Annotated in this window: 23 protein-coding genes; 12 read left to right on the plus strand and 11 right to left on the minus strand. The window is 61.8% G+C overall.

The features are described 5' to 3' along the window. Nucleotides 1–2 precede the first annotated feature (2 nt). On the minus strand, nt 3–1115 hold the full coding sequence (locus ABWL43_RS14060) for an efflux RND transporter periplasmic adaptor subunit (RefSeq protein WP_404488408.1): 1113 nt from the start codon (nt 1113–1115) through the stop codon (nt 3–5). 91 nt (nt 1116–1206) lie between these two features. Beyond that, nucleotides 1207–2814: an efflux transporter outer membrane subunit gene (locus ABWL43_RS14065; RefSeq protein ID WP_404488243.1), complete on the minus strand. Its 1608-nt coding sequence runs from the start codon at nt 2812–2814 to the stop codon at nt 1207–1209. 317 nt (nt 2815–3131) lie between these two features. Between ABWL43_RS14065 and ABWL43_RS14070 the strand changes: the two genes are divergently transcribed. From ABWL43_RS14070 to ABWL43_RS14100, 7 genes are all read left to right on the plus strand, one after another. After that, entirely contained in the window at nt 3132–4088 is a 957-nt protein-coding gene (locus ABWL43_RS14070) for an ABC transporter substrate-binding protein (protein WP_262209503.1), read from the plus strand. Nucleotides 4089–4111: 23 nt separating this feature from the next. After that, nucleotides 4112–5437 (plus strand): LLM class flavin-dependent oxidoreductase, encoded by a 1326-nt coding sequence (locus ABWL43_RS14075; RefSeq protein WP_404488246.1) that lies wholly within the window; start codon nt 4112–4114, stop codon nt 5435–5437. A 308-nt stretch (nt 5438–5745) separates the two neighbouring features. Further along, nucleotides 5746–6144 (plus strand): cytidine deaminase, encoded by a 399-nt coding sequence (locus ABWL43_RS14080; RefSeq protein WP_404488248.1) that lies wholly within the window; start codon nt 5746–5748, stop codon nt 6142–6144. 54 nt (nt 6145–6198) lie between these two features. Next, nucleotides 6199–7464, plus strand: a complete 1266-nt coding sequence (locus tag ABWL43_RS14085; RefSeq protein WP_262209505.1) for a NupC/NupG family nucleoside CNT transporter — start codon at nt 6199–6201, stop codon at nt 7462–7464. 10 nt (nt 7465–7474) lie between these two features. After that, nucleotides 7475–8782 (plus strand): thymidine phosphorylase, encoded by a 1308-nt coding sequence (deoA, locus tag ABWL43_RS14090; protein WP_404488250.1) that lies wholly within the window; start codon nt 7475–7477, stop codon nt 8780–8782. After that, nucleotides 8779–10011 (plus strand): phosphopentomutase, encoded by a 1233-nt coding sequence (locus ABWL43_RS14095; protein ID WP_404488252.1) that lies wholly within the window; start codon nt 8779–8781, stop codon nt 10009–10011. Before deoA ends, ABWL43_RS14095 begins: the two co-directional genes overlap by 4 nt. A gap of 117 nt (nt 10012–10128) precedes the next feature. Then, on the plus strand, nt 10129–10746 hold the full coding sequence (locus tag ABWL43_RS14100) for a dTMP kinase (protein ID WP_404488254.1): 618 nt from the start codon (nt 10129–10131) through the stop codon (nt 10744–10746). A gap of 10 nt (nt 10747–10756) precedes the next feature. On the opposite strand, the gene phzG is transcribed toward ABWL43_RS14100, so the two are convergent. From phzG to ABWL43_RS14135, 7 genes are read right to left on the minus strand one after another with little or no spacing between them, the layout of a single operon-like run. After that, complete coding sequence (gene phzG / locus ABWL43_RS14105) at nt 10757–11425, minus strand: phenazine biosynthesis FMN-dependent oxidase PhzG (protein ID WP_145160673.1); 669 nt, start codon at nt 11423–11425, stop codon at nt 10757–10759. Then, nucleotides 11422–12258: a PhzF family phenazine biosynthesis protein gene (locus ABWL43_RS14110; protein ID WP_404488256.1), complete on the minus strand. Its 837-nt coding sequence runs from the start codon at nt 12256–12258 to the stop codon at nt 11422–11424. The genes phzG and ABWL43_RS14110 overlap by 4 nt, the downstream gene beginning before the upstream one ends. Nucleotides 12259–12260: 2 nt before the next feature. Beyond that, nucleotides 12261–14150 (minus strand): anthranilate synthase family protein, encoded by a 1890-nt coding sequence (locus tag ABWL43_RS14115; protein WP_404488409.1) that lies wholly within the window; start codon nt 14148–14150, stop codon nt 12261–12263. 20 nt (nt 14151–14170) lie between these two features. Beyond that, nucleotides 14171–14794: an isochorismatase family protein gene (locus ABWL43_RS14120; RefSeq protein ID WP_242196738.1), complete on the minus strand. Its 624-nt coding sequence runs from the start codon at nt 14792–14794 to the stop codon at nt 14171–14173. A gap of 15 nt (nt 14795–14809) precedes the next feature. Beyond that, nucleotides 14810–16012, minus strand: coding sequence for a 3-deoxy-7-phosphoheptulonate synthase (locus ABWL43_RS14125; protein ID WP_404488258.1), 1203 nt, complete (start codon nt 16010–16012; stop codon nt 14810–14812). 23 nt (nt 16013–16035) lie between these two features. Continuing rightward, nucleotides 16036–16527, minus strand: coding sequence for a PhzA/PhzB family protein (locus tag ABWL43_RS14130; protein ID WP_404488260.1), 492 nt, complete (start codon nt 16525–16527; stop codon nt 16036–16038). 25 nt (nt 16528–16552) lie between these two features. Continuing rightward, the gene (locus tag ABWL43_RS14135; RefSeq protein ID WP_145160687.1) at nt 16553–17044 is read right to left on the minus strand and encodes a PhzA/PhzB family protein; all 492 of its coding nucleotides are present in this window, start codon (nt 17042–17044) and stop codon (nt 16553–16555) included. A gap of 497 nt (nt 17045–17541) precedes the next feature. On the opposite strand from ABWL43_RS14135, the gene ABWL43_RS14140 reads away from it, so the two are divergent. Beyond that, entirely contained in the window at nt 17542–18201 is a 660-nt protein-coding gene (locus ABWL43_RS14140; RefSeq protein WP_370004690.1) for an autoinducer binding domain-containing protein, read from the plus strand. 49 nt (nt 18202–18250) lie between these two features. Here the strand turns inward: ABWL43_RS14140 and ABWL43_RS14145 are convergent, their stop codons facing one another. After that, complete coding sequence (locus ABWL43_RS14145) at nt 18251–18841, minus strand: acyl-homoserine-lactone synthase (RefSeq protein WP_404488262.1); 591 nt, start codon at nt 18839–18841, stop codon at nt 18251–18253. Between the two features lie 296 nt (nt 18842–19137). Between ABWL43_RS14145 and ABWL43_RS14150 the strand changes: the two genes are divergently transcribed. From ABWL43_RS14150 to ABWL43_RS14165, 4 genes are read left to right on the plus strand one after another with little or no spacing between them, the layout of a single operon-like run. Continuing rightward, a complete protein-coding gene (locus tag ABWL43_RS14150; protein WP_404488264.1) occupies nt 19138–21969 on the plus strand; it encodes a xanthine dehydrogenase family protein molybdopterin-binding subunit in 2832 nt (943 codons plus the stop codon). Further along, nucleotides 21962–22501: a (2Fe-2S)-binding protein gene (locus tag ABWL43_RS14155; protein WP_404488266.1), complete on the plus strand. Its 540-nt coding sequence runs from the start codon at nt 21962–21964 to the stop codon at nt 22499–22501. The genes ABWL43_RS14150 and ABWL43_RS14155 overlap by 8 nt, the downstream gene beginning before the upstream one ends. A 2-nt stretch (nt 22502–22503) precedes the next feature. Next, a complete protein-coding gene (locus ABWL43_RS14160) occupies nt 22504–23739 on the plus strand; it encodes a c-type cytochrome (RefSeq protein ID WP_404488268.1) in 1236 nt (411 codons plus the stop codon). A gap of 1 nt (nt 23740) precedes the next feature. Continuing rightward, nucleotides 23741–24712 carry an XdhC family protein gene (locus ABWL43_RS14165; protein ID WP_404488270.1) on the plus strand — a complete coding sequence of 324 codons (972 nt, stop codon included), beginning with the start codon at nt 23741–23743 and terminating at the stop codon, nt 24710–24712. Between the two features lie 110 nt (nt 24713–24822). Here the strand turns inward: ABWL43_RS14165 and ABWL43_RS14170 are convergent, their stop codons facing one another. After that, complete coding sequence (locus ABWL43_RS14170; RefSeq protein ID WP_404488271.1) at nt 24823–25275, minus strand: PAS domain-containing protein; 453 nt, start codon at nt 25273–25275, stop codon at nt 24823–24825. Nucleotides 25276–25300 lie beyond the last annotated feature (25 nt).

Below are 25300 nucleotides of genomic sequence, written 5' to 3' on the forward strand. Positions count from 1 at the left end.
CTTTACTGTTCTTGGGGCGTGGGCGCCGGGTCGTTCAGCGGCGCGGCACTGCTATCGACCTTCACCGGCGAGCCATTCTTGAGCTTCATCTGGCCGCTGGTGATCAACAGATCGCCTTCCTTCACGCCCGACAGGATCGCGACCTGATCGCCGCGGGTCGGCCCGGTCTTGATGAAGGTTTGTTGCGCGGTGAGTACTTCATCGCCCTTGTCGTTTTTGCTCGACGTGGCGATGAACACCGTGGTGCCGTAAGGGTTGTAGGTCACTGACGTCTGCGGCACGGTGAGGTAGCGCTGGGTGGTCCCCGAGTTGACTACCGCACGGGCGAACATGCCGGGCACCAGGCTTTGCTTGGGGTTCTCAACGGTCGCCTCGACGGTGACGTTGCGCGTGGTTGAGTCGAACTGGGTGTCGATGGTGCTGATCCGGCCGGTGAAGGTCTGCTTTGACAGGCCGTCAGCCGTCACCGAAACCACTTGGCCGATGGCAATGGCCTCCAGTTGGGTCTGCGGCACCGAGAAATCGATATAGATGGGATCAAAGGTCTGCAACGTGGCGATCTTGTCGCCGGGGTTGAGGTATTGGCCGGGGTTGACGCTGGTGATGCCGATGCGCCCGGCAAAGGGGGCGCGAATGGTCTTTTTCGCCACCAGCGCGCGCTGTTGTTCGGCAGCCGCGAGTTTGGCCTTGAGGTCGGCGGTGTCGGTGTCCACCTGGGCTTGGGAAATGGCGTTGACCGCCAGTTGCGCCTTGTCGCGCTTGAGCACGATACCGGCCAGGTCCGCAGTCGCCTCCAGGGAATGCAATTGGGCGATGTCCGAGTCGGCGTTCAACTGCACCAGCAGCGCCTGGGCCGCCACCTCTTGCCCGGGCGTGAAGCCCAGGGTGCGCACGATGCCGCCGACTTCAGTGGTCACATCCACACCGCGCACCGCCTTCATCGAGCCCACGGCGGAGACGCTCGGTTGCCAGTCACTGAACGGCACCTGCAGGGCCGTCACCACGGCGGCAGGCAAGGGCGCTTTGGATTGGGCGATCAGCGCCGAAATCTGCACGAATTTCACCCCGGCAATGATCGCGACAATCACCAGCACCACCACGATCATGATCAGCATCGGCCGCCACAGGCGACGCTTGCGCGGTACTCCGGGCTCGAGGGGCAGGGCAGAGGCAGTCTGAACGTCAGCCATGGGGGTTCTCACTGTTTCAATGATTCAAGTCGGGAGCGGCTTTACTGTGAGCCGGTATGATCTCTTGCCACGACGGCAGGCCGAAGCGGTCCGGCGCGCCCTGGGTGGCGGGGTCCACATCCGTGCGGTTCCACCAGCCGCCGCCCAATGCCTGGAACAGCGCCGTGGTGTCGCTGTAGCGCGCGGCCTGGGCTTTGACGCGGGCGAGCACAGTGTTTTGGTAGGTTTGCTGGGCTGTAAGCAAGTTGATGTACGCCACCGCGCCAAGGCGGAACTGGGCTTGCACCAGGTCCAGGTTGGCTTGTGCGGAGTGTTCGGCCACGACCTGCTGATTCAGCGCATCGGCATCCGCCTCCAGCGCCCGCAGCGCGTTGGCGACATCCTGGAATGCGGTAATCACGGTGCCGCGATAGCGCGCGGCGGACTCATCGTAGGCAGCCACGACCGCACGTTTGCGGTGTTCGAGTGCGCCGGCGTCAAAGATCGGCTGGGTAATCGAGCCCGCCAGGCTCCAGACACCGCTGCCCGCCGAAAACAGCCTGGTGCCGCTTGCCACCGTGGAACCCAACGACCCGGTAATGCTGAATTGCGGCAACTGATTGGCGACGGCCACGCCAATGTTGGCGCTGGCTTGATGCAGTTGCGCCTGCGCCGAACGCACATCCGGCCTCTGGCCGACAATGGCCGAGGGAAGGCTGACCGGCAGCGCTTCTGGCAGATGCAACGAGGCCAAATTGAAGCGTTCGCCTTGATCCTGGTTTGGAAAGCGCCCCAGATACGCCATCAATTGGTTGCGGGTCTGTGCCAATTGCTTTTGCAGCGGCGGCAAGGTCGCGCGGGTTTGCGCCAGTGCGGTTTGCTGCGTGAGCACATCGCTGTCGCCGATGGCGCCCAGTCGGCGCTGAGCTTGCAGCAGGTCGAGTTGACCGCCCTGCAGTGTGATGATTTCTTCGGTGGCGGCCACCTGATCACGCAACGACGCCAGGCTGACCGCGGTGTTGACCACATTGGAGGTCAGGGTCAGGTAAGTCGCCTCCAGCTGAAAGCGCTCGTACTCGGCTTGCGCGGTGGTGGATTCGATTTGCCGGCGCGTGCCGCCAAACACGTCCGGCGCATAGGAAACGCTCAGCGACGCCGAACTCACTGTGAGAATCGGCGACTCCGGGATGCCCGAGGTGACGCCGGAGACTTTCTCGCGGGCTTTTTGCACATTGGCGCTCACCGACGGAAACAGCGACGCCTGGTCGGCGTACACCAGCTCGTTGGCCTGGCGCAGTGCCGCTTGCGCGGCGCTGACGTCCGGGTTGGCGCGCAGGGCTTCTTCGACCAGCGCATTAAGGGAAGGCGAGCGGAACAGCGTCCACCATTGCCCGGGAATATCCATCCCGGCGATCAGCCGCTGCGCCGCGCCACCGGCGTCAATGTCCGCCTGGGCGGTGGTCGTCAGTGGGTCCTTTGCAAAGCCTGCATTGGCCGGTACATCGGGCCGTGCAAAGTCGGGCCCCACGGTACAGCCGGCGAGGGCGAGGCACAGCAGGCTCAGCGGCGCCAGCAAACAGGCATGTCGAAACGGGGTGCGGATTGGCACCACTGCGGGTGCACGCTGGCGAAGCTGCTCTTTCATATCTACTCGGATTAATCAGTTGGCCAACGGCTGTAATGGTTGAGCGATGCGTGCGGGTACGTCCGGCCGGGCGGCTTGAAAAGGCCGCGGGGTGTCGGGGTTTCAACCAGTGTAGGTGGCGTAGGGCACTGTGCAATGTGCGGGTGCAACGCGTGCGGCCTGAAAATGCCTAAGTTGCATTATTTGTGAATTAGGTTATGCGTTATCAGTATTTTACAAGCGGTATTTATAACCGCATCGTATGAACCCCTACGAACACTGCCGAGACCGCACGCGCGGATCGACTTGCATGCCTGACCAGGCATCTGGAGACGAACGTGCGTTACCTGACAACACTGGCGGCCGGGTTGGCCGCCACCTTGCTGTGCCTGACCGCGAACGCGCAAACGCTGGTGGTGGGCGACCAAAGCTACAACGCCCAAGCCGTGATGGAGGCGGCGGGCGTGCTGGAAAACCTGCCGTACACGCTTGAGTGGAAGCAGTTCACCGCAGGCTCGCCGGTCGCCGAAGCGCTGAATGCCAACAGCCTGGATATCGGCTTGCTGGGGGACGCGCCGGTGCTGTTCCTGGGCGCATTAGGTGCGCCGATCAAGGTGATTGCCGTCAGCCGGCAAAACCTCGACGGCGTGGCCATCCTGGTCAGAAAGGATTCGTCGATCCACACACTGGCCGACCTTGCCGGCAAACGTGCGGCGCTCTGGAAGGGCTCCTGGAGCCAGCAATTGCTGCTCACCGCGCTGGACAACGCCGGCGTCCCGCGCGACTCACTCGAGCTGCGCTACCTCAGCGCACTCGACGCTTCCCATGCGCTGGAAGGAGGCTCGGTTGACGTCATCGCCACCTGGGAACCCTACGTCACGCAACAGGAACGCCAAGGGGCGCGGGTACTCGCAACCGCGGAGGGCTTGATCCCGGCCCAGAGCTTTATCGCCGCCAACGCCAAGGCTGTCGAGGCCAAACGCGCGCAAATCAGTGACTTCCTCCAGCGCCTGAAAAAAGCCCGCGACTGGACGCGCCAAAGCCCGGCCAACGCTGACGCGTATGCCGATGCGTGGGCCAAGCGCACTCGCGCCGACGCCGACATCGCCCGCGCCTGGTTTGCGCGTGCGCGCACTACGGTCGAACCGCTCACGGCCCAGTCGCCGGTAGAAGCGCAAAAGACCGTGGACTTCTTCGCCAGCCTTGGCCTGGTCAAGTCTTACTCCGCAGCGAGCCTGTTCGATGATTCCTTCTCGGCCTCGCTGCAACCCGCCGTCGCCCAGACCCAGCCGTGAACGTTTCAAGGAACTCTTCTGATATGACCCAACGACAGCTCAAACTCGGCGCCCTGACCATGGGTTGCGGCGGGCCGGGCCGCCACAATCTATGGCTGGACCCGCACTTGCCGGCCGACGCCAGCGTCAACGTCGACTGGTACATCGACATTGCCCGCCAGGCCGAGGCGGCGCTGTTCGACCTGATGTTTATCGTCGACAGCCAATTCATCACACCGGGCTCGCCGTCCCACTACCTGAACCGCCTGGAACCGCTGACACTGCTCTCTGCGCTGGCCGTCAGCACGCGGCATCTGGGCTTGGTCGGTACGCTGACCACCTCTTACAACTCGCCCTATAACGTCGCCCGGCGCCTGGCCTCACTCGACCTGATCAGCAAAGGCCGCGCCGGCTGGAACGTGGTCACCAGCGGTGACGCCGGCACTGCCGGCAACTACAGCCGCGACGAACATTACGATTACGACACGCGCTACAGCCGCGCCGCCGAGCACGTCCACGTGGTGCAAGGCCTGTGGAACTCCTACGAGGAAGACGCTTTCGTGCGTGACCGTGCCACCGGCCAGTTCCTCGACCCCAGCAAACTGCACAGCCTGAACCACAAGGGCGAGCACTTTTCGGTGGTCGGCCCGCTGAACATCCAACGCTCGCCGCAAGGTCAGCCGGTGATCTTCCAGGCCGGCGACTCAGAGCAAGGCCGCGACCTGGGCGCCGCCACGGCGGACGTGATCTTCACCCACGCGGCCAGCATCGAGCAGGGCCAGGCGTTTTACCGCGATATAAAGGGCAGGGCGGCGCAACACGGTCGCGACCCGGAGCAATTGCTGGTCATGCCCGGCGCCGAGATCTATGTGGGCGACACCGATGAGCACGCCCGTGAAATCGAGCAGCACTACCATCACGCCGATCACAGTTTCGGGCTTGCGCTGAAGGAGTTCGGGCGTAATTTCGGCTGGCATGATTTCAGCCAGTACGACCTCGATGCGCCGTTTCCGCAGGAGAGCCTGGAAGCGGCGCGCAGCAGCTTTTTCACCAATGCCAAACGCATTGCCGACCAGGCGCGGGACAAAGGTTTCACGCTGCGCCAAGCAGTGGAGTTTGGTCGCCAACTGCGGCCGGGCGCGTTTGTGGGCACGGCGGACACGGTTGCGCGCAAGATGGAGGAGTGGCTCCAGGCGCGGGCGGTGGATGGGTTCAATATCTATATTGGCCATCCGCAGCAGTTCGCGCGGCTTACGCAGGAAGTCATACCGTTGCTGCAGGCGCGTGGGGTGTATCGCACGGCGTATGAAGGGACGACGTTGCGGGAGAGTTTGGGGCTGGGGATTTCCCGGTTCAAGCACCACGGTTAGCTGCCCTGGCTGGGAGCAAAGGTGGGCGCGGGCTTGCTCGCGAAGGCGCCGGACCAGCAAGCAGTATTCAGGCTGTGCTCCCGGAAAACAAAGGGTTTTAGGCTTGCATCCTTGTGAGCCAACAACGCTACAACACCTGTCTACGTCAAAGACGCGAGCACTTGAAGCGGCGAAGGACTTCGGCGCGGACCTTTGTCCGCGAGCGTAAAAAAAGATTGAATATTCACATCAATTGTTATTTAAATAACACCACAATAGCGTCACGACCGCCCTGGACGTGCTCGCAATAAGATGGGATGACCCTGTGCATGACAATTGAAGAGCGTTTGATGGAACAGGCAAAGCGTGCCGCCCAGAGCACGTACTCGCCTTATTCCCATTTCCCCGTGGGCGCGGCATTGCTGACCGCCGACGGTGAGGTGGTACAGGGTTGCAACGTGGAGAATATCTCCTACGGGCTGACCAACTGTGCCGAGCGCAGCGCCTTGTTCAGCGCCATCAGCCAGGGCCATGCCCCGCGCAGTTTCAAAGCCATTGCTGTTTATGCACCCAATGTTTCACTGATAAGCCCTTGCGGTGCCTGCCGCCAGGTGATGCTGGAGTTGATGGCCAAGGATGCAGTGGTGATTTGTCAGGGCAGTGACCCGGCCGCCACGCGCACCTGGACCCTGGAGCAATTGCTGCCGGGCGCCTTCGACGCTTTCTAATCCTGGGCAGGCCTTAGGGTCTGCATTCGCGTGGTCCATTGTTGAGACGCCTGCATGATCAGTCTTGTCGGAATAGCGACCCTTATTCTCATTGCTATTGCTTTATCTCATCAACGACGCTCGATCAACTGGCGCACCGTTTCGGTCGCGTTTTTGATCCAGGTCTTGATTGGCGCCTTTGCGCTTTACGTGCCGTGGGGCCAGACGGCGCTCGCCTCGCTGTCAGGCGCGGTGGCATCGCTGCAGCTTTACGCTAACAAAGGCATCGAGTTTCTGTTCGGCGGCCTGAGTTCACCGCACATGTTTGAAGTGTTCGGCAGTGGCGGGTTTGTGTTTGCCATCCGGGTTTTGCCGATGATCGTGTTCTTCGGCAGCTTTATCTCTGTGCTGTATTACATCGGTGTGATGGGCTGGATCATTCGGCTGGTGGGCGGCACCTTGCGCCTGTTGCTGGGCACCAGCCGCATCGAGTCGATGGTGGTGACCTCGGCGATCTTCATCGGCCAGTCGGAAGTGCCGCTGGTGGTACGGCCCTTCATCGCCAAGCTGACGCGCTCTGAGTTGTTTGCGGTGATGGTCGGTGGTTTCGCCGCAGTGGCCGGCTCGGTGCTGCTGGGCTATGCCGGGCTGGGCGTGGAGCTCAAGTACCTGATCGCGGCGTGCTTCATGTCGGCGCCGGGGGCCCTGTTGATGGCCAAACTCATGGAGCCGGAAACCGAAGCCGCCTGCACCGAACAGGTGATCGAGGAGCTGGGCCAGGCCGAGAATCGCCCCACCAATATCATCGACGCCGCCGCCGATGGCGCCCAGGTTGGCTTGCGCCTGGCCTTGGCGGTGGGTGCCATGCTGCTGGCGTTTATCGCGTTGATTGCGCTGCTCAACGGGCTACTGGGCTGGGCGGGCAACTGGTTTGGCTACCCGCAATTGACCTTGCAACTGGTTCTCGGGTACGTGCTGGCGCCCATCGCGTTTCTGCTCGGGGTGCCGTGGCATGAAGCAGTGATGGCCGGCGGTTTTATCGGCGAAAAACTGGTGCTCAACGAGTTTGTTGCCTACGCCGACCTGGCTAACTACCTGACCCCGGCCAAGGCTGCCGAAGCCGGCGTGCCGCTGTTGTCGGTGCACACCCAGGTGATCGTGACCTTCGCCCTGTGCGGCTTTGCCAATCTGTCTTCGATAGCCATTCAGCTGGGCGGCCTTACGGGTATCGCCCCGCAACGCCGTGAGGAACTCGCGCGGCTGGGCTTGCGGGCCATGATCGGCGGCACGCTTTCCAACCTGATGAGCGCGGCGATTGTCGGCTTTTTCATTTCGCTGTAAGGAGCAAAGTATGTGGTTGCCACAAGAAGTGATTCGGCGCAAACGCGACGGGCACGCCCTGGCCGCGATGGACATTCAACGCTTTGTCGCCGGCATTGCCGACGCCAGCCTCAGCGATGGGCAGGTGGCGGCGTTCGCCATGGCGGTGTTCATCAAGGGCATGGACGTGAGCGAGCGCCTGGCCTTGACCGAGGCGATGCGCGACTCCGGCCAAGTGCTGAAGTGGGACCTGCCAGGGCCGGTCGTGGACAAGCATTCCACCGGCGGCGTTGGCGACATGATCAGCTTGTTGCTCGCGCCGTTGCTTGCGGCCTGCGGTTGTTACGTGCCGATGATTTCCGGGCGTGGGCTGGGGCATACCGGCGGCACCCTGGACAAGCTCGAGAGCATTCCCGGCTACGACTGCCAACCCAGCACCGAACGCCTGCACGCGGTGGTGGCCGACGTCGGTTGCGCGATCATCGGCCAGACTGCCAACCTGGCGCCGGCGGACAAGCGCTTGTATGTGATCCGCGACGTGACCGGGTCGGTGGAGTCGATTGACCTGATTACCGCGTCGATCCTCGGCAAAAAACTCGCCGCCGGCCTCGACGTACTGATCATGGATGTGAAAACCGGCAACGGCGCCTTCATGGCCGAGCCGGAACAGGCGCGCGAGCTGGCCGCCAGCATCGTCGCGGTGGCCAATGGTGCCGGGGTCAACACCCGCGCGCTGATCACCGACATGAACCAACCGCTGGCCCGCAGTGCCGGCAACGCCCTGGAGGTTGGCGAAGCAGTCGCTTTGCTCAAGGGCGAGGTGCGCAGTGAGCGCCTGTGGGCGGTGACCTTGGCGCTGGCCACTCAAGCATTGACGATGGCCGGTTTGGCGCGGGATGACGCCCAGGCCCGTGATCAATTACTCCAGGCCTGGCAGAGTGGGGCAGCCTTGCAGCGCTTTGAGCAAATGGTCGTCGCTCTGGGCGGCCCGCCGGGCTTTACGGCAGACCCTGAAGCGTATTTACCCAAGGCCGCCGTGTCAGTGCCGGTGTGGGCCGAGGAAGAGGGCTGCGTTACCGACATCGACACCCGGGCGGTGGGCTTGGCGGTGGTGGCATTGGGCGGCGGACGCAGTCATCCCGACGACGTGCTGGATTTGTCCGTGGGTTTCAGCGAGTTGGCCTTTGTGGGTGAACAGGTGAACGCGCAACGGCCTCTGGGCTGGGTGCACGCACGCAACCCAGAGCAGGCCGAGCAGGGCGCATCCGCTTTGCGCGCAGCCTATCGGTTAGGCGGCTCGAGCCTGGCCGCACGTGATTTGATCCAGGACATCCTATGAGCAAAGCCATCGTATTGGTGTTGGACTCGTTGGGCATCGGCGCCAGTGCCGACGCTGCTGTTTTTGGCGATGCCGGCGCCGACACCTTGCGCCATATCGCCGAGGCGTGCGCCCGTGGGGAGGCCGATGGGCCATTGCGCCGGGGGCCTCTGTGGCTGCCAAATCTGGGTCGTCTGGGCCTGGGCGCCGCTGCGGCAGCCAGCGGTGACGGACCGTTGCCGGGCCACTGGGGCGACGCTGCACCGGTCGGCGCCTACGGCCATGCGCGTGAACAATCCTCAGGCAAGGACACACCGTCCGGGCATTGGGAAATGATGGGCGTGCCGGTGTTGTTCGACTGGGGTTATTTCGAGCGGCCGGTCGAGTCCTTTCCGCCCAAGTTGCTGGCCGACCTGATTGAGCGGGCAGGGTTGTCGGGTGTCCTGGGCAACTGCCATGCCTCGGGCACTACGGTGCTGGACGAGTTGGGCGAAGCACACATCCGCAGCCAGCAGCCGATTTGCTACACCTCGGCCGACAGCGTGATGCAGATCGCCGCCCATGAAAGCCATTTCGGGCTCGATGAGCTGTATCGGGTGTGTGAAATCGCGCGCGATTTGTGTGATCAATACACCGTCGGCAGGGTCATTGCCCGGCCGTTCACCGGCGAGCACGCGGGCGAGTTTCGCCGCACCGGCAATCGCCGCGACTACACCGTGCCACCGCCGTCGCCGACGCTGCTGGATCATCTGTGCGAAGCCGGCGGCAGCGTGCATGCGGTGGGCAAGATTGGCGATATCTTCGCGCACCGCGGCATCAGCCGGTTGTACAAGGCCGACGGCAACGACGCGCTGTTCGATGCCACGCTCAAGGCTTACCAGCAAGCGCCAGACAACAGCCTGGTGTTCGCCAATTTCGTCGACTTCGACATGCTTTACGGGCACCGCCGCGACCTGGCCGGCTACGCTGCCGCGCTGGAAGCCTTCGACCGCAGGCTGCCGGAATTATTGGCGTTGATGGACCCGCAGACGTTGCTGATCATCAGCGCCGACCACGGTTGCGACCCATCGCGTCCGGGCAGCGATCATACCCGTGAGCATGTGCCGGTCCTGGCTTACGGGGCAGGCATGGCGGCCGGCTGGCTGGGCGAGCGCGGCAGCTTTGCCGATATCGGCCAGACGCTGGCCACGCATTTGGGCGTGGCGCCGTTGGCGTGGGGAAGTTCTTTTCTGCTCAGGGAGCATCATTGATCGACGCCTTCAGTAATGTCTGTTCCTATGGGCGCTGCACTCGATTCGCATCGTCGCGCCAGGCGACTCCAGCGAAGAGCAGCGCCCAATGAACCGCTACCAATCATGATGTGAAGTATGAGTCGTCCACTCTTTGTATCTCTCGATGGCCCCAAGGGAACGGGTAAAACCACGCTTTTGGAGGCCGTGACCCAAGTGCTGAGGGCAGACAAGCAAAAGGTGATCCGGCTTAGCGAGCAAAAAAGCGATCCCCATAGGGCTGAAACAATGGCACTCGTTAACACTCTCGTCAGAAACCCCAGCCGGGAGTTGGAGTTGAAGGTGTGCGAGCGCTTTGCCGATAGCCGTGCCTGGATTTCCCGGCACGTACTGGCCAAACAGCCAGCCGGTAGCATCATCTTGATTGATCGCTGGTACCCCTCTGATGCAGCGTTTCGCCGGATCGTCGGGTTTGCAGACATTCTGCAGTTAAACATTGATCGAGACGTGCAAGTGCCCGACCTGCATGTCGGCGTGGTCACCGCCCCGGATATTTCATGGGCCAGAGCAGCCGAACGACGGCGTGGGCTGAGCAGTACTGTGATGCATAAGCTGGAAGAACATGTCGCGTGTACTCAGGCGTTCGAGCGCGCGATTAGCGATCACGGCTGGGTTTTATGCCGCAATGAAACAACGATCGAGGACGCCACGGCTCAGGTGGTTTCTGAGATCTACAGCGTCCTTCGATGTGCGTAGTTTTGTAGAGTCAGGGCTGCAAACGCCGCACCCTCCAGCCCGTATCGCTGCGGTCATAGCGCAACCGCTCATGCAGCCGCTCGTGCCCATTCCCCCAGAACTCCAGCGATTCAAGGCGCAACTCAAACACACAATAGCCCTCGGGACGCGGCAGCGGACCTTGGCCTTCGGCCAGTTCGCGAGCGGCGTTGCGCATGGCCTGAACATCCTGCAGTTCTTCGCTCTGGCGAGACACCGACGACATCGGATGCGTGGCATACGGGCGCTTGAGCCACGCCTCATCCGCCTTGGCGTCCGGCAAGCGCACGGCCTGGCCATTGAGGATGATCTGCTGACTGGTTTCGCGCCAATACAGCACGCCTGAGGCCCACGGGTTTTGGCTCAGCTCACGGCCTTTCTGGCTGCCGGCATGGGTGCTGAACAACAGCCCCGTGTCGCTGATCTCACTGATCACCACGATGCGCGTCGAGGGCCGGCCCTGGCCGTCGGCGGTGGCCAGCGCCAACGCCCTGGGTTCGCGGATGCCCACGCGCCGTGCGCGCTCCAGCCAGTTGCGCAGCACGCTCATGGGGTCGGCGGGCAGTGTCTGGTACTCGGGGAAGGGTGCATCCAGCGTGCCGGTGAGCGATTCGGACATGCCTTTACCCAGCAGCGGCTTGCCTTGTACTGAAAGGTTCATAGCACGATGGTCCCCCGCCCGAAGGTGACGCCATTGCCGGAGACTTCGACGCGCGTCAGTTGATCGGCGCGGCCCTCAGCCCTGGCGAACATCAGTGAAGGGCGGCCGATTTCCACGCCCTGCAAAATCTCCACCTGCTGGCCGAACTCGATTTGGCCATGGCGCGCCAGATGAATCGCCAACGGCCCGGCAGCCGAGCCGGTGGCTGCATCCTCGACCACGCCGTAGGCCGGTGAGAACATGCGGCTGCGCCAGCGCCGCCCGGCGCCGGCGAAACAGTTGATCGCCATGTCGTGGAAGTTCGACAGCGCACGGTGGTCAGGGTGCAGGGCCGACAAGGCGGCGATGCTCGGCAGGCCGACAAACACATGGCGTGGGCCGTTGTGATAGATCTCGATGGGAAAGGTCGAATCGCTGATGCCCAGGGCCTTGAGCAATTCGGCATCGCGGCCCAGGGCCGTCCAGGTCGGTATCGGCTGGTCCATGCTGGCGGCGATCACGCTGCCGTTCTGGCGTTCCAGTTCAAAGGCGATGGTGCCCATCTGGGTTTCCAGATACAGCCGGTGATTGTCGGTGTGCGCCCCCAGCGCGATGGACGTCCCCAGCAACGGGTGGCCGGCAAAGGGCAGTTCGTTGACCGGGGTGAAAATCCGGATCAGCGCATCACCGCCGTTGCGTGGCTTGAGCACGAAGGTGGTTTCCGACAGGTTCATCTCGCGGGCGATGCGTTGCATTTGCGGCGCCGGCAAATCATCGGCGTCGAAGAACACCGCAACCGGGTTGCCTTCCAGCGGGACGCTGGCGAAGGCGTCGATGATCACGTAGTTGTGCATGGTTATCTCCCCGCCGCCGACACGTTGCTGTCGACCGGTGTGTGGATGAGGGCGTGGCGCAGCAGGTCGGCGATGATGCGCGGGCCTTCCTGGGTGAGCAGCGACTCGGCATGAAACTGCATCGAGGCGAACGACGGCCCACGCAGGGCATGCACCTCGCCGGTTTCGCTGTCGCGACTGATCTCGACGGTGCCGATCCCGTTGATGTCCAGGCGGTCACTGGCACTCTGGGCGGCAAAGGTGTTGTAGAAACCTACCCGCTCGGCGCTGCCGAACAGGTCGATCTGTTTTTGCACGCCCTGATTGGGAATGGCCTTGCGTTGCAGCTCCAGGCCCAGGCACAGGCTCAACACCTGATGGCTCAGGCACACCGCAAGAAATGGCCGTTGCTGGCTGAGTAAGGAGCGGATGGCCACGTGCAGATGGTCGATTTTCGGCAGCTGGACATCGCTCGGGTTGCCGGGGCCTGGGCCCATGATCACCAGGTCGTAACCGTCGAAACTGTATTCATCGCTGAAGCTGCACACCGTGACTATCAGGCCCAGGGCCCGCAGCTGCTTGGCGATCATCGAGGTGAAGGTGTCTTCGGCATCGACAATCAGCACCTGGCGCCCGCTGAAATCGGCCTGGGTCTGTTGGCGTTGCTGGCTGTCCATCAACCAGAAGTCCGATACGTAGGCATTGCGGCTGGCCAGCGCTGCGCGTACCTGCAGGTGGCTGCCAAAGCGCGAGGGCGCCTGGTTTTTCAAGGCAGCAATCAGGCCGGCGGCCTTGGCGCGGCTTTCGGCGGCTTCGGTCATGGGCTCGGAATGACGCACGATGGTGGAGCCCACGCTGATGCGTACCTGGCCGCTGTCATCGATGTCGGCGGTGCGAATCAGGATGGCCGAGTCCAGGGAGCGTCCACCTTTGCCATCGCTGCCGATCAGCGCCGCCATGCCGCTGTAGTACGCGCGGCCTTGCGGCTCATAGCGCCGGATCACCCGGCAGGCGCTTTCAAGCGGGCTGCCGGTGACGGTCGGGGCGAACAGGGTTTCGCGCAGGATGTCGCGCACGTCGCGACGGGTCTTGCCCTCAATGAAGTACTCGGTGTGGGCCAGATGCGTCATTTCCTTGAGGTAAGGGCCGAGGACGTGGCCGCCGTCTTCACAAATGCGCGCCATCATTTTCAGCTCTTCATCAACCACCATGTACAGCTCATCGGCTTCCTTGCGGTCGGCCAAAAAGGCCATGACGTCCGTCAGACAGGGGCCAGCCGGCGGGTAGCGGTAGGTGCCGCTGATGGGGTTCATCACCGCGAGCCCATCCTTGACGCTGATGTGCCGCTCGGGCGAGGCACCCACGAAGGTGCGGCTGCCGGTGTGAATGATGAAGGTCCAGTAAACACCTTTCTCGCGCTCCAGCAGATGGCGAAAGAAGGACAGCGCGCTGGCGGGGCCGTACTCGCTGATTTCCGCCATAAAGGTGCGTTTGATCACGAAGTTGGCGCCTTCCCCAGAGCCGATTTCGTTGGCGATCACCTGGCTGACGATCTCGGCATAGCGGGCGTCGCTGAGGTCGAAGCGTTTGCCGTTGAGCTGGATCGGCACGTTTGGCAGCAACCCCAGCAACTGTTCAATGCCGATGGATTGTTGCTCGGTAATGTTCATCGCCAGCAGCGGCGACTCATCGTCCACCGCCTCGAAGCCGCGTTCGGCGATCTGGCGGTAGGGAATCAGCGCGAGTACATCCAGGCGCGGGGCACCGATTGAAGGCGCAGGCAAGTCGATATCGGCCAGGACCTGCGGCTGCGACATCTGCCCAATCAGCACATCCAGCAGCCCCGGGCCGCTGGATTCCGGACGATACAACAGGGCAAACGGCTCGGGCACCGGTTGCAGAATGCGTTCCATAAGGTGGGCGGCAGCTTGGCTCATAGCACCACCTCGTCGGTGGTGACGACCATGGCGCAACGGCTGGCGGCGTATTCAATCGCCATCCAGTGGTGCGCCTTGCTGAAGTCAGCAATCGCGTCGGCAACCAGGAAGGGCTGGATATCGTTGGAGTAGGCATCCACGGTAGAAATCAGTACCCCGACATGGGCATACACCCCGCACAGGATCAACTGATCGCGCCCGTTGGCGTGCATGCGCTCCAGCAGGTCGGAGTTGAAGAACGCGCTGTAGCGCCACTTGGTCAACAGCCAGTCACCCGGCTTGGGCGTCAGCGCGTCGACCACCTCGCGGTCGGCGGGGCTGGCCTTCATGCCAGGGCCCCAGAAGTCCTTGAGCAGCCCGCGCTGTGCCTCGCTCATGCTGCCTGGCTGGGCGGTGTAAGCCACCGGCACGTCGTGGTCGACAGCCCACTGGCGAATGCGCGCGGAATTAGCCACGACGGCTTCACGCAGGGCATCGGGCAAGGGCCGCAGGAAGTAGCGCTGCATGTCATGCACCAACAGCACGGCGCGCTCGGGGTCGACGCGCCACTGCGCGAGGTTGACGGGCAGGTCGCGGGCTGTAGGCAGGGCGTATGGGGCAATCGATGGAATGCCAGTCATGGCGACAAACTCCAGTCAAAGGTAAGCAAGGGTGGAGGAGGGCTGGTTTTTCCAGGCCATCACTGCAGTGATGGCTTGCCAAGGGGTCAGGCGCGGGTCGCACAGGCTTTTGTAGTGGCTGGCCACCTGGCTTAGGCCGGCGGCATCGGAGGCGCACTCGCTGACGTCGTCGGGGGTGGTTTCCAGGTGCAGGCCGGCAGCCACACCACCGGCCGAGGTCACGGCATGTTTGAAGGCGGTGATTTCCTCGGTGATGGTCTGCACCATGCGGGTCTTGTTGCCGCACGGCGCGATGATGGTGTTGCCGTGCATCGGGTCGCTGAGCCAGATGATCTTGTGCCCGGCATGGCGCACCGCTTCAACCAGCGGTGGCAGGCGATCAGCGACTTTGTGGGCGCCCATGCGCGCAATCAGGGTCAGTCGGCCGGGCTCGCGTCGTGGGTCCAGGCGCTCGCACAGGCTCAATAACTGGTCCTGGGTGATGTCCGGGCCGACCTTGCAGGCCACCGGGTTGAGCACTTCGCTGAGCAGTGCCACGTGAGCGCCCGTCAACTGACGGGTACGTTCGCCGATCCACGGCCAGTGGGTTGAGCCGAGAAACACCCGGCCCTGTTCGTCCTTGCGCACTTGCGGCAGTTCGTAGTCGAGCACCAGCATTTCGTGGCTGGTCCAGGCGGGAGAACCGCTGAGCTGTTCCTTGCTGGCCGGTTCCTTCCAGCCCAGGTGATGCATGATGTCCTGGGCGGCGCGATAGCCTCGTACCAGGCGCTGTGCATCATGCTGGCGATGGTTGCAGACCGCTTCGCGGCCGTTGACCATGTCGCCGCGGTACACCGGCAACTCGACATCGCCGATGCGCTCGCTGTTGTTGGAACGCGGCTTGGCGAACTGCCCGGCAATCCGCCCGACGCGCACCACCGGTTGCTGGGTCACCAGCCGGAATGCACCGGCGAGGATGTCCAGTACCGCGGCTTTGCGGGCCACGTGACTGGGAGCACTTTCATCCATGTCCTCGGCGCAGTCACCGGACTGGATGATCATCGCTTCGCCCGCCGCCACCCTGGCCAAGGTGGCACGCAGGACCAGGATGTCTTCGACGCGAATCAGCGATGCGCTGTCCCTGAGGTAGGCCTGCGCGTCATGCAATTGTGAGGGCTCGCTCCATTGAGGCTGCTGGAACGCTTCACAACTTAGAACCCGTTTCAGTAAGTCTTCCATGATGCGATTACTCTCCCTAAGGATTAAGTAGGAATGCCTTCACGCTTGATCTGCGGCACGGGAATGCCCAGGGCGCGCAGTTGTTGAAAGACGTTCATGAACTCGCGATTGCGTTTTACTTTGCCGTCTTGCAGCTCGAAGGAGTGCAGGAAGTGGTTCTCGTAATACCCTTCCGGGTAACCTGGAAAGAGGATCTTGCCGTGGCCATCGCACTCGACCCAAAAATGGTTGGGGTCGTCGGTTTCAAATACGTTGACGTTGTACCATTCCCAATCCGGGAAGCACTTGAGGGACCAAACAGCATGTTCGGCCAACTTGGCTTTGCCACTGATTACAATGGGTGCGCCGGTGTCTGTGGTCCACAAGCCACCCGACCCGTCCTCGGTAAACAGTTCATGGCGGCGCAGGCGATCCTCGCCTTTGGTGCGCATATATTGCTCGACCGTGGCGCGGTTTTTGCGGCGAAGTTCGCTGCTGTCGTCAGCGGTTAGTTGTCGCGCTGCATGAGTAGGCATGTTCACTCTCCAATAATGAAAGGGCTTATGAGGCGGGGATACCTTCACGCTTGATGCGTGGCACCGGAATGCCCAAGGCGCGCAGTTGTTCGAAGGGGTTCATGAATTCACGGTTTTGCTTGATCTTGCCGTTGTCCAATTCGAAGGAGTGGATGTAATGGTTTTCGCAATACCCTTCCGGGTAACCGGGGACCAGGGTCTTGCCACGGCCATCACTTTCGACCCAGAAGTGGTTGGGGTTGTCGGTTTCAAACACCCGCACGTTGTGAAACTGCCAGTCTGGAAAGCACTGTTCCAGCCACACGCCAAGGGCGGCAAGTTTCGCGTGGCCCTTGAATACCAGGGGTTCACCGGTTTCGGTGTTCCACGAACCGCCGCTGCCATCCGGGGTGAACAGTTCATGCCGACGCAGGCGATCTTGGCCGTGGGTGCGCATGTACTGTTCGACGGTGGCGCGGTTTTTACGGCGAAGTTCAAGCTGATCATTAAAGCCGCTGGCGGAAAGCGAAACCGACATAAGCCGTATCCTCCTTAGTTGAATTAAGGTTTTTCGAAAATCAAGTAAATATTTAGTTAATCAGGCGCGCCAGCATTTACAGGTTTAACTTTGTATATTGAGAGCGTGCTGAGGCGTGTTGTTTATACACCTGCACTTCTCGCTGCAGGAACTACCAGATCTTGTAGCGGCTCGGCCATGGAGGGGGGCGGATGCGGTCCATCGGGTAGTGTGTTGCACTATTATGAATCAGCAGGTTCATTCGTCGGCCAAGCCGCAACGATGGCCCGCTAACATCGCCTGGCTATCAATGGCCTATGGCTAGTTAGTTGGTTAGGCACAATAAACCCTTCGCTATTGCGAAGTGGTCTATAACCGTTGAATTTTGTGTATTGACATGAGTTCAGGTTGGTCTAGTCTCACGACTCGTTTCCAACTCTAGTGGTGTTCAAATGGAATTAGGACAGCTGTTGGGATGGGATGCTTATTTTTACAGTATCTTTGCGCAAACTATGAACATGCAGGAGTTTACTGCTGTTGCATTGAGGGCTTTACGTGAACTGCAGTTTGATTTTTTCGCCTACGGCATGTGCAGTGCGACGCCGTTCATGCGACCGAAAACCTATATGTACAGCAATTATCCCAAGGACTGGATAGCGCGATATCAGGCAGCGAACTACGCCGCGATCGACCCCACGGTGAAACACAGCAAAGTCTCGTCCGCCCCCATTTTGTGGAGCAATGAGCTGTTCAAGGGGTGCCCGGACCTGTGGTCCGAGGCCAACGATTCGAATCTGTGCCATGGCCTGGCGCAGCCTTCATTCAACGTCCAGGGCCGGGTAGGGGTGTTGAGCATCGCACGCAAGGACAAGGTCATCAGCCTTCAGGAGTTCGAAGCCTTGAAGCCGGTGACCAAAGCGTTTGCCGCGGCGGCCCACCAGAAAATTTCTGAGCTGGAGAGTGACGCGCGCGTGTTCAATACGGATGTCGAGTTCAGCGAACGGGAGTGTGATGTGCTGCGCTGGACCGCAGACGGCAAAACCTCCGAGGAAATTGGCGTGATCATGGGCGTGTGCACCGACACGGTGAATTACCATCACCGCAACATCCAACGCAAAATCGGCGCCAGCAACCGTGTGCAGGCGGTGTCTTACGCGGTTGCGCTGGGGTATATCTGAGGTTCATCGACTGCCGCCGAGCCCTCCCAAAAGGATGACTCGGCCGGTATCAAGCGGTGTCTTTCAACAATGCGGCGGGCATGAAGGCTGAAGGCGGGCGGGCGCCTCGATGGTGTTCACGGTGAGCCGAGAGCTTGATCGCAAGGATTTTTTCGTCCTGGTGCACGGTGACCGGTCCCAATCGCTCGTAGTTGACCCCGTTGATTTTGTAATAGCGCTCCATCGTGCTGTTGACGATGCCGACAATGAAATCGGCGCCTGCCAGGCTGGCGGTCTTCAGGCTTTTCCAGAACAACGGCATGGCCAATTGCGGTTCACGGGTGGTGAAGCGTGTCATTTCCCAGATGGCAGGCTCCTTGGGCGGCGTGCCAGCGCAGGCATGACTGAAAACACCCTCCAGCAGGTTTGGCAATGTGGTGGGTATCAGACGCGCGCAGCCAACGATGTCGCAGTACTCGTTGAACGCCAAGAGGTAGCGCGCATGCTCGGTGTCGTATTGATCCCATTCACAACCTGCCGGGTGCGGATGGCCAGGCAGCCGCCAGCCGAGTTTCTCGACAAATTGCTCGTGCCGAAAGCGGCCTAGCCTGAGTTTGAGCTCGTCGCTCATTGCGCTCAGCGTGTGCTCTTCCATGTGCATGGCTGGGAGTTCCTGGGGGATGGGGGAAGTGCGGGGTTTTATAGAGGACTTGTTCAGGCTTGGCACCTACAAGATCTTGTAGGCCGCGTTGGCACGCGGTTCGCTGGTTTGATTCCTCGGTCAGTTTTTTGTAACAGCTTGTTTGCGGCTGACGCATAAACCTATAAAGTTAACCTTTCGGTCAGCTTTGTACTGCCACATACAGCCTTTTGTTCCGGCAAGAGCGCTTCTGCCAGACCCGAGATCCCCAGAACATAACCATAAGGGCGGACCTATAACCGCCCAGAGGATGATCCATGTCCAACCGTGATATCTCCCGGCGCTCGTTCCTTCAGGGCGGGCTGGTGGCGGGTGTGAGCGTGACGCTTACACCGCTCAGCACCCAGGCGCTGGCTGCCTTGATGGAAAACAGCGTGACCGTGCCGTCCGAGCAATGGCTCGGCAACAATGGCAAGGCGCGCTCGCGTAACGATGCCTTGTCCAAGGTCTGCGGCAGCAAAGTCTTTGCCCGCGACATCCGTTCCAAAGACATGCCGGGCTGGCCGCAGCAACAGGGTCATGCCATGTTGCTGAAAATCACCAAGGCCGACCGCATCTACGCCGGCTACGATCTGTCGTGGCTTGGCGCCGACCTGCAACCTGACCGCATCGTGACAGCCGCCGACCTGGACAATGACGGCATCGTCTTCCCGGAAGAGCACGCGCCGGATCCGCTGTTGCCGCAAGGCCAGGTGCCGATGTTCATCGGTCACCCCGTGGCGATCCTGATCTGGAACGACTTCGAGCGGTTCCGCCAGGCCAAGGCCAAACTCAAATTCAATGACAAAGCGATCCGTTACGGCGCCCCAGCGCCGTACTACGAGCGTGATCCATATGGCAGCTTCCGCTATGTACGTGTCGGCGGTGCGACCTCGGCTGACGAAGATGAATTCGCCAGCCTCAAGGATTCGATTCTGTTTCCGATGCTGAAAAACCGTCGCCCGGTGTGGAACTCCCAGCCGGACCTGCACGGCAATCTCACCGAGCGCGGGCTGTTTTACGCCGACCGGATGAAGCAGCAGATCGACGCGCCGCCCGACCACTGGCTGGTGTTCGACGAGCGCTACAAAACCCCGTCGATTGAGCCGGCCGCAATGGAACCGGACAACGGCAACGGGTGGTACGACCCGGCCACCAAGACCTTGCACTTTGTCGTCGCCACCCAGTGCCCGCTGGAAGCCGCCACCGAAACCGCGAAGATGATCGCGCCCTCGCGCTTCGGCCTGGCGAATCTGAACATGCACCCGGGTTACACCGTCGGTTACGGCTCCAAGGACCACAACATTTTTGTCTACTACGCAGCCCTCGCCGCGTTGTACGGCGCGGGTGTGCCGGTGCGCCTGGCCAACGACCGCTATGAGCAGTTTCAAAGCGGCATCAAGCGTCACCCGTTCGATATCCGCTACCAATTGGCGGTGGACAAAAACGATCACAGCTTCCAGATTTTTCGCGCCGAGATGAACGTCGATGGCGGCGGGCGCATCAACTACAGCCCTTCGGTGGCCGCGGTTGGCGCCACGGCAGCGCAGTCGATCTACTACATGCCGCAGAACGATCTGCAGGTCACGGCCTACCATTCGCGCGCGGTTGAAGCGGGCTCGATGCGCGGTTACGGCACCCTGCAAAGCATGGCGTCGACCGAGATGATGGTCGACGAAATCGCTGATCGCCTGGGTATCGACGCTATCGACCTGCGCAAGAAAAACGCGATGCTGTCGGGCATGAAAAACACCCAGGGCGCGGTGCCGGCCGGTGCATTGCGCTTGCACGAAATTCTCGACAAGGCGGCTGCCCACGACGTCTGGAAAAACCGCGAGCTGATCAAAAAGGCGCGCGAAGCCGCTGACCCGGATAACTGGTATGGCGTCGGTTTTGCCATCTGCCAAAAAGACTTCGGCACCGGTTCCGAGGCGCCGATGGCCAGCATCGAATTCACCGCCGAAGGGCACGTGACGTTGCGCCATATCGGCATTGAAATCGGCACCGGCATGTCCACCTCGCAAGCGCTGGTGGTGGCGGATTTCATCGGCATACCGGCCACGCAAGTGAAGACCGGCGAAACCGAATGGAAAGAGTTGCAACTGACCACGGGCGGCAACCCGTACACCATGAGCCAGGCCGAACAGGATGGTTTTCTGCGCAACCCGCGTTGGGTCGGCAAACTGGCGTCGGCCTCGTCGGCGACCAACTCCGCGTACTACTTCAGCCACGCCACCCGTGAAGCCTCCCGAGTGCTGTTCAACCACGGCTTGTGGCCGGCGGCGTTGCAGATCTGGGGCCAGGGCCCTTACGGCGGCCAGGCCAACCCGTACGTGGTGCGTCGCGAAGATGCGCATTGGGTCGACGGCAAACTCACCGCCAACGGCATGCAGCCGCTGAGTTTTGAGCAATTGGCCAAACACGCCCACGAAAAGGGCCTGGTGACCGGCGCTACCGTGCACGGCTTCAACCGCTGGAGCTGGGCCGAGGCCGAGTACAGCATCGACGGCGTGCGCGAGCGTCTGCCCCTGGATGGTCTGGCGGTGAAGTACGGCGACGGCGCGCCGCAGGCGAAACGGGCACAGATGACCAGCAACGGTTTCCACCTGCTGGATCGCCAGAACGTCCACTACCCGGACACCCAGCTGAACAACGCGGCGGTGACTTACTACAGCCCGGTTGCGACGCTGGTGGAGTTGAAAGTGAACAAGGGCTCCGCCCAAGTGCAAGTGCTCAACCACCATTCGTGGGTCGAGTGCGGTCGGGTGCTGGTGGAAGAGCTGGTCAAGGGGCAGCTCGAAGGCGGGATCGCCATGGGCATCGGCCATGCGTTGATGGAAGAGATGCCGCTGTACGAAGGCGGGCCGGGGGAGGGTGACTGGAATTTCAACCGTTACCGCTTGCCGATGGCCCGACACGTTGCCGTGTGGAACCAGACGGCTGAAATCCTGCCGCCGTTGTCGCCGAGCGACCCGTCCAAGGGCATCGCAGAAGTGGTGATGATCCCGATCGTCGGCGCTATCGGTAACGCTGTGGCCCACGCCATCGGCAAACGTGTCCGCGACCTGCCTATCACTTCTGCGCGCATCAAGGAGGCCCTCAATGGCTAACCGTCCGTTTCAACTGACCCTTAACGGTCAATCCGTCGGCCCGGTGGACATCCCTGATGACCTGCCGATGATCGACTACCTGCACGAATACAAAAACCTCACCGGCTCGCGGCTCGGCTGCGGCCAGGGCATTTGCCACGCCTGCGTGGTGATCGTCGACAACCCGGACGGCACCAGCGAAGAAGTGCGTACCTGCATCACCGGCGCCCACTATTTCGAAGGCAAAAAAGTGCGGACCATCGAAGGCCACGCGACTCGCGACGAGCAGGGCAACGTCACTGAGCTGAACCCGATCCAGCAGCGTTTCGTCGATGAATTCGCCTTCCAGTGCAGCTACTGCGCGCCGGGTTTCGTCAATGCCGCGACCGTGCTGGTCGAGAAGCTTCAGCGTCAGCCGATCGCCAACAGTCAGCTGGAAAAAGTCATCGAGGACAGCCTCGGTCACCACATCTGCCGTTGCACAGGCTACGTGCGTTACTACAACGCGACCCGCAACGTGCTCACCGATCTCGGCCTGGTCAAGGAGGGTTAAGCATGAAGCCTCTACTGTCCCGCCTGGCATTGGCGGTTGGTCTGGCTGCGCCGGTGTTGTTGGCGCACGCGGATGATCAAGTCAAGCGCGGCGAATACCTCGCCCGCGCCGCTGACTGCATGGCCTGCCACACCGCACCAGGCGGCGCGCCGTTTGCGGGCGGCCTGCCGATTGTGTCGCCGTTCGGCACCATCTATGGCACCAACATCACCCCGAGCAAAGCGCACGGCATTGGTTTGTACAACGATGACGAATTCTTCGCCGCGCTGACCGAAGGCAAACGCCGCGATGGTGCGAACCTGTACCCGGCGATGCCGTACACCTCCTATCACCTGATGCCGCGCGCAGATTCGGACGCGATCCATGCGTACCTGAAAACCATCGAGCCGATTGAACGTGCAGCGCCGGTCACTCGCCTGAGTTTCCCGTTCAACGTGCGCCTGGGCCTGATAGGCTGGAACCTGCTCTACGCCAAAGACGTGAAACTCGCGCCGGCCGAGGGCAAAAGCGAAACCTTTAAGCGTGGTGAGTACATGGTCGAAGTGCTCGGGCACTGCGGCGAATGCCATACCCCACGCGGCTTGCCTGGCGCCATGCAGCAGGATAAACGCCTGACCGGCGGCCTGCTCAACGGCTATTTGGCGCCGAGCCTGTTGGCCACTGACCTGGCCGCTCGCGGCTGGAATCAACAGGACCTGAGCACCTTCCTCAAGCACGGCATGAGCGCCCAGGGCACGATGTTCAACGAGATGTTCCCGGTGTTCCACAACAGCACCCAGGGCCTGAGTGACCCGGACCTGGCGGCGATGGCCACCTACCTGCTCGGCGATCCCGCCCCAACCGCCGCAGTGTTGACCGAAGTGCCGCTCGACAAAATGAGCCCAAGCGCCCAACGCGGTCGTCAGGATTACCTGAACGTGTGCGCCGGTTGCCACGCGCCGAACGGCGAGGGCAAACCGCACATCGCCGTGGCCATGCGCGGCAACACCACGCTGCGCCTGGACGATCCGCGCAACCTGTTGCGGGTGATCGAGGACGGCATCGGCGAGCAGACATTCACCGGGTTCGAACGCATGCAACAGATGCCGGGCTTTGCCGACAAGCTCAATCAGGCACAGCTGACCGATCTGCTCAACTATCTGCGCCAGGGTTGGGGCGGTCAGTCGAGTGAGCTGGCGGTCAGCGACGTGCAGAAGCTACAGGCCGATGCACCACCAGCCGAGCACAAGGCGCACTGACATGCAGCATCTGGATCTGCAAGTCATTCGCCGTGCGCTGGAATGGTCGACGGCCGGCCAGCCGGTTTGGCTGTGCACGGTGCTCGCCACCTACGGCTCGGCGCCCCGTGCGCCGGGTTCGTTGCTGGCAGTGAACGCGAGCGGGCAATGGATCGGCTCGCTGTCGGGCGGCTGCGTTGAGGAAGACTTCCTTGAGCGGGTAGCCGAAGGCGCGTTTGAACAGGCGGTCAACGTCGTTCGTTACGGCGAAGGCGAGGACCCGCGCTCGCGAGTCAGCCTGCCCTGTGGCGGCGTGCTTGATGTGCTGGTGGAAAAGCTTGCGCCGGACTGCGAGGTTCAGGCCCATCTGCGCGAGCTGGAGTGCGCGTTGCTGGGCCAGCGCCGATTGATCCGCGAAGTCGAGCTGGCCAGCGGTGCGCGCCGCGTGTGTGCAGACAGCGAGCAGGGCGCGCGCATCGAGCGCGAGATTGACCGGGTCCGTGTGCGGGTCGGCGCGGCGCAGCGTTTGTTGCTGGCGGGCTATTCCAGTGTCGCCCAGGCCTGCGCCGAGTTTGCCGTGGGCCTGGGGTTTGAGGTGATTTTGTGCGATCCCCGCGACGAGGTACTCGAGGGCGTGGTGCTGCACAACGTCGAGATCCGACGCCAGCTGCCGTCGGTGTTCATCGCTGACGGCGGCTGCCACAGCGACACGGCGGTGGTCGCGTTGACTCATGATCCGCGTATTGATGATCTGGCAATGATGGAGGCGGTGCGCAGCGACGCGTTTTACATCGGCGTAATGGGTTCGATGCGCACCTCACAAAAGCGCTTCGAGCGCCTGCGACGGATTGGTGGGTTGGGCGAGGCCGAATTGGCGCGCATCCATGCGCCTATCGGTTTGAACCTGGGCAGCAAGACCCCGGCGGAAATCGCGTTGGCGGTGCTGGCCGATATTCTTCGCACGCGTAGCGGCATCGCGCGGGATCGACTCTGACCGGCGCTTCCAAAGGTATCGGCGCGGCGATTGCCGAGCAATTTACCCAGGACGGCGCCACCGTCGCCAGCAGCCGTGAGGGTGCCGACCGCGCATTACCTGGGCTTGCCCTATGACAGCCTATGCGATTGATCCAGTTGAGCTTTCAAGCTGGCAACTTGCGCTTCAAGTTCGCGCACGCGTTCGCTCGTCGCAACTTCGACGCTGACATCCTTCTGGATGCCGATGTAATAGGTGAGCTGATCTGCCTTGTTAAACACGGGAGTAATCGATAGCTCATTCCAGAAGGCACTGCCGTCCTTACGGTAGTTGCGAATGATTTGCCGGCAGGGCTGATGCGACTTGATCGCCTCGCGGATCGCGACCAAGCCCGCCTGGTCTCGGTCGTCACCCTGCAGGAAGCGGCAGTCCTGGTACAGCGTTTCGTCGGCGCTATAGCCGGTAAGGCGCATAAAGGCGGGGTTAGCGTAGATCAGGATATGCTCATCGCCTTCCTGCTCCGCAATGACAATGCCATCGTCCGAGGTTTCAACCATCAGTTTCAGCAGTTCTGCATCGATCATTTTCAGCGCCTCGGCGAAATTCAGA

The sequence above is a fragment of the Pseudomonas sp. HT11 genome, assembly GCF_044875395.1.
Lineage (GTDB): Bacteria > Pseudomonadota > Gammaproteobacteria > Pseudomonadales > Pseudomonadaceae > Aquipseudomonas.